The organism is Deltaproteobacteria bacterium, from assembly GCA_016875225.1.
Lineage (GTDB): Bacteria > Myxococcota_A > UBA9160 > SZUA-336 > SZUA-336 > VGRW01.
This window is the reverse complement of record VGRW01000152.1, coordinates 1-3492: the sequence shown is the minus strand read 5'-3', so window position 1 is coordinate 3492 and position 3492 is coordinate 1. Positions and strand designations below refer to the sequence as shown.

4 protein-coding genes are annotated in these 3492 nt (G+C 71.4%); all 4 read left to right on the top strand.

From position 1 onward, the window contains the following. Positions 1–35 precede the first annotated feature (35 nt). A complete protein-coding gene (locus FJ108_18190) occupies positions 36–1013 on the top strand; it encodes an electron transfer flavoprotein subunit alpha/FixB family protein (GenBank protein MBM4337822.1) in 978 nt (325 codons plus the stop codon). Beyond that, complete coding sequence (locus FJ108_18185; GenBank protein ID MBM4337821.1) at positions 707–1435, top strand: hypothetical protein; 729 nt, start codon at positions 707–709, stop codon at positions 1433–1435. Before FJ108_18190 ends, FJ108_18185 begins: the two co-directional genes overlap by 307 nt. Positions 1436–1445: 10 nt before the next feature. Further along, the gene (locus FJ108_18180; GenBank protein ID MBM4337820.1) at positions 1446–2627 is read left to right on the top strand and encodes a lipid-transfer protein; all 1182 of its coding nucleotides are present in this window, start codon (positions 1446–1448) and stop codon (positions 2625–2627) included. Positions 2628–2732: 105 nt separating this feature from the next. Continuing rightward, the coding region (locus FJ108_18175; GenBank protein ID MBM4337819.1) for a ferritin-like domain-containing protein at positions 2733–3492 on the top strand (760 nt) is incomplete at its 3' end.

Sequence of the window (3492 nt, the reverse complement as noted above, 5' to 3'; positions counted from 1 at the left end):
CTGATCGCGCGTCTGCGCCAGGACGGCGTGCTCTCGTGAGCGTGGTGGTCTGCAGCTGGGGCGCGGAACGCGACGGCCTTCCGGCCGGCGCGGAGGAGCGGCTCGGACTCGGCCGCACGCTCGCGCAGGAGCTCGGGCGCGAGCTCGTCTGGCTATCGCTCGGGCCGCTTGCGGAGCGTGCTCTCGAGGTCGCTTCCGCGCACGGGGTGGCGCGGCTCGATCGGATCGACGACCCGGCGCTTCGCGATCTACACGCCGACGTGTACGTGGAGGCGCTCGCGCAGTACTGGGCGCTGCGCGCGCCCGCCGTGGGGCTGTTCGGCCAGGGCTTCGACACGCGGCTGATCGCGCCGCGCCTCGCCGGTCGCACCGGCGCGGCGGTGGTGATGAACGGCGTGGCCGCCGGCCGCGGCGCGCACGGCGACCTCGAGGTCACCGCCGCCGCGTACGGCGGCGACACGCGCGCGGTGTACAGCATCGCGAAGGGGCGACCCTGCCTGATCGCGCTCCCCGCCGGCGCGCTTCGCGCCGATTCCCCGCAGGGCGGTGCCTCGACTCCGGAGATCAGCGAAGTCCCGGTCGCGCTCGGCTCCGTCGAGGAGCGGATCCGCGTGGTCCAGAGCGCGCGGTCCGAAGGGCCCAGGCTCGAGGATGCGCAGATCATCGTCGCGGGCGGCCGCGGGCTCGGGTCCGTCGAGCACTACGCGTGGATCGAGAAGCTGGCCGCGGCGCTCGGCGGCGTGCCCGCGGCATCGCGCCCGCTCGTCGACGAGCGCTGGGTGGATGCGTCGCGCCAGGTCGGCCTCACCGGCAGGATCACCCGGCCCGCGCTCTACCTCGCCGCGGGGATCTCGGGGGCGAGCCAGCACATGGCCGGCTGCGCCGCGGCGAAGACGATCGCGGCGATCAGGGGCGATCGCGACGCCGCGATCTTCCGCTACGCCCGCTACGGGATCGTGGGAGACTGCCTCGAGATCCTTCCCGAGCTGGTTCGCGCCGCGAAGGAGAGGTGAGCGTGGGAAAGTCGCTGCCGGTCGCAGAAGGCCTGTTCGCGCTCACCGACGCCGGCCCGCGCCTGCTCGGCTCGACCTGCAGCGGCTGCAAGGCGAGCTACTTCCCGCGCACGAGCTCGTGTCGCAATCCGGAGTGCGACGGCGGAGAGCTCGAGGCGGTCGAGTTCGGCCCGCGCGGCACGCTCTGGAGCTACGCAGTGCAGAACTACGCGCCGCCGCCGCCCGCGAAGTACGACGAGCCCTACGTCCCCTACGCGCTCGGCGTGGTCGACCTGCCGGGCGGAATCCGCGTGGTCGGTCGGATGACCCGCGCGGATCCAGCGGCGCTCCGGATCGGGGGCGAGGTCGAGCTGGTGCTCGAGGCGCTGTGCCGGACCGCGGACGGCGACGACCTGATCAGCTGGAAGTTCCGCCCGCTTTGAGGAGACGGCGATGAGGCAGGTCGCGGTGCTGGGCGTGGGCATGCACCCGTGGGGCAAGTTCCCGAACCGGTCCGTCACCGAGATGTGTCGCCACGCGATCGACGCGGCGCTGGCCGACGCGGGCGTGCCGTGGCGCGAGATCCAGGCGGTGGCCGCCGCGAGCTCGCGCTTCTCGGGGGGCAAGGGCTGGGGCCTGAACGGCAACGACGTCGTCGAGGATCTCGGCCCCACCGGAATCCCCGTCTACAACCTCTCGGCGGGCTGCGCGGCCGGGGGCAACGCGTTCAACGTCGGGCATGCGCTCGTGGCGGGCGGAATCTACGACGTCGTCCTGGTGGTCGGCGGAGAGAAGATGCCGCGCGGCTTCATCCAGACCTCGGGCGTCGACGAGGAGACCGACCTCGAGTACCTGCGCCAGAAGAGCGTCGGAATGCCGGGCCCGGCCTTCTGGGCCGCGCTGTGCCGGCGGCGCATGGCGGAGTACGGAACCACCGAGCGGCAGCTCGCGATGATCGCGGTGAAGGCGCACCGCGTGGGCGCGCACAACGCGAACGCGCGCTTCCGCCAGGAGTTCACGGTCGAGGACGTGCTCGGCTCCGCGCTGGTCAGCGACCCGCTCCGGCTCTACGAGATCTGCCCGGTGAGCGACGGCGCCGCGGCGTTGATCCTCTGCACGGCCGAGGTGGCGCGCAGGCATTCGCGCCGGCCGGTCTGGGTCGCGTCGAGCAGCGTGGCCACCGCGCGCTTCGACGACGGGCTGCCGCGGGCGCTCGGCAGCGTCGTTCCCGCGCACGGCCGCACGCACCACAGCGAGGCCGCGCAGGCGGTGCGCAAGGCGTTCGACGCGGCCGGCGTCGGTCCGAAAGATCTCGACCTGGTCGAGCTGCAGGACAACACCGTCTACTACGAGCTCGCCTTCCCCGAGGACTGGGGGCTCTGCGAGCCCGGCGAGGCCGAGCGGCTGGTCGAAAGCGGCGACACGCTGCCGACCGGCAGGCTGCCGATCAATCCCAGCGGCGGCTTTCTGTGTTTCGGCGAGGCGACCACGGCGATGGGCGTGTTCCAGGCGTGCGAGCTCACCTGGCAGCTGCGCGGAGAAGCGGGCGCGCGACAGGTTCCCGGCGCGCGCGTCGGCCTGGCGCAGACGCTCGGCCTCGGCGGCAACGGCACCGCGCTGATCCTGAAGCAGTAGAGCCGCACCCGGCTCGTATGATCGGAGTCATAGGCGCGCGCGAGCCACTCGTTTATCTACGTCGCTCGAGGTGCCCCCCATCCCCGGGGCCCAAGGAGAACGCAGATGTCCGACTTCCTGTCCGGCTATTCCATCCAGCGCTGGCTCGAGTCCTGCCCGCAGGGCTACTTGGAGCACACGAGCTTCGGGCACGCGCCCGAGCTGGAGGAGCCGGCGCTCATCCTCGACAACCCCGTCCTGCACGACCAGGCGATCGACCTGACCGTGCTGCTGGTGATCGGCGAGCGCTGCGCGCTCGCGGCCTCCTCGGGCCTGATCAACTCCGCGCCGGACGAGGCGAGCAAGCGCTTCCTCGCCACCCAGACGCTCGACGAGGCGCGCCACGTCGAGATCTTCACGCAGCGTCTCTACGATTTCGGCGTGAAGAAGACCGAGCTCGAGGACGTGCTCCGGCAGCGCGCGAACCCGCACCTGGTCGACTTCGCGAACGTCTTGCTCGAGAAGGTCGACAAGAAGGACTTCATCGCCGGCGTCGTGGGCCAGAACATCGTGCTCGAGGGCATGGCGTTCAGCGTCTTCGAGATGATCTACGCGGGCAACCAGACCATGAACCCGAAGTTCGCGCAGGTGCTCTCCGGCACGATCGCCGACGAGCGCCGCCACGTGGGCTTCGGCGAGAACCGGATCGGGTCCCTGATCGCGGAGCATCCCGAGAAGAAGGCCGAGGTCGAGAAGATGCAGAAGGACATGTCCTACCACATGCTGGCGACGTTCTCGGGCGCCTTCAACCGCAGCCGCGAGGCGATGGCGGTGGGCCGCGAGCTGAATGCGGCGCAGCGGGCCGAGCAGGGAGAGGTGGTCTTTT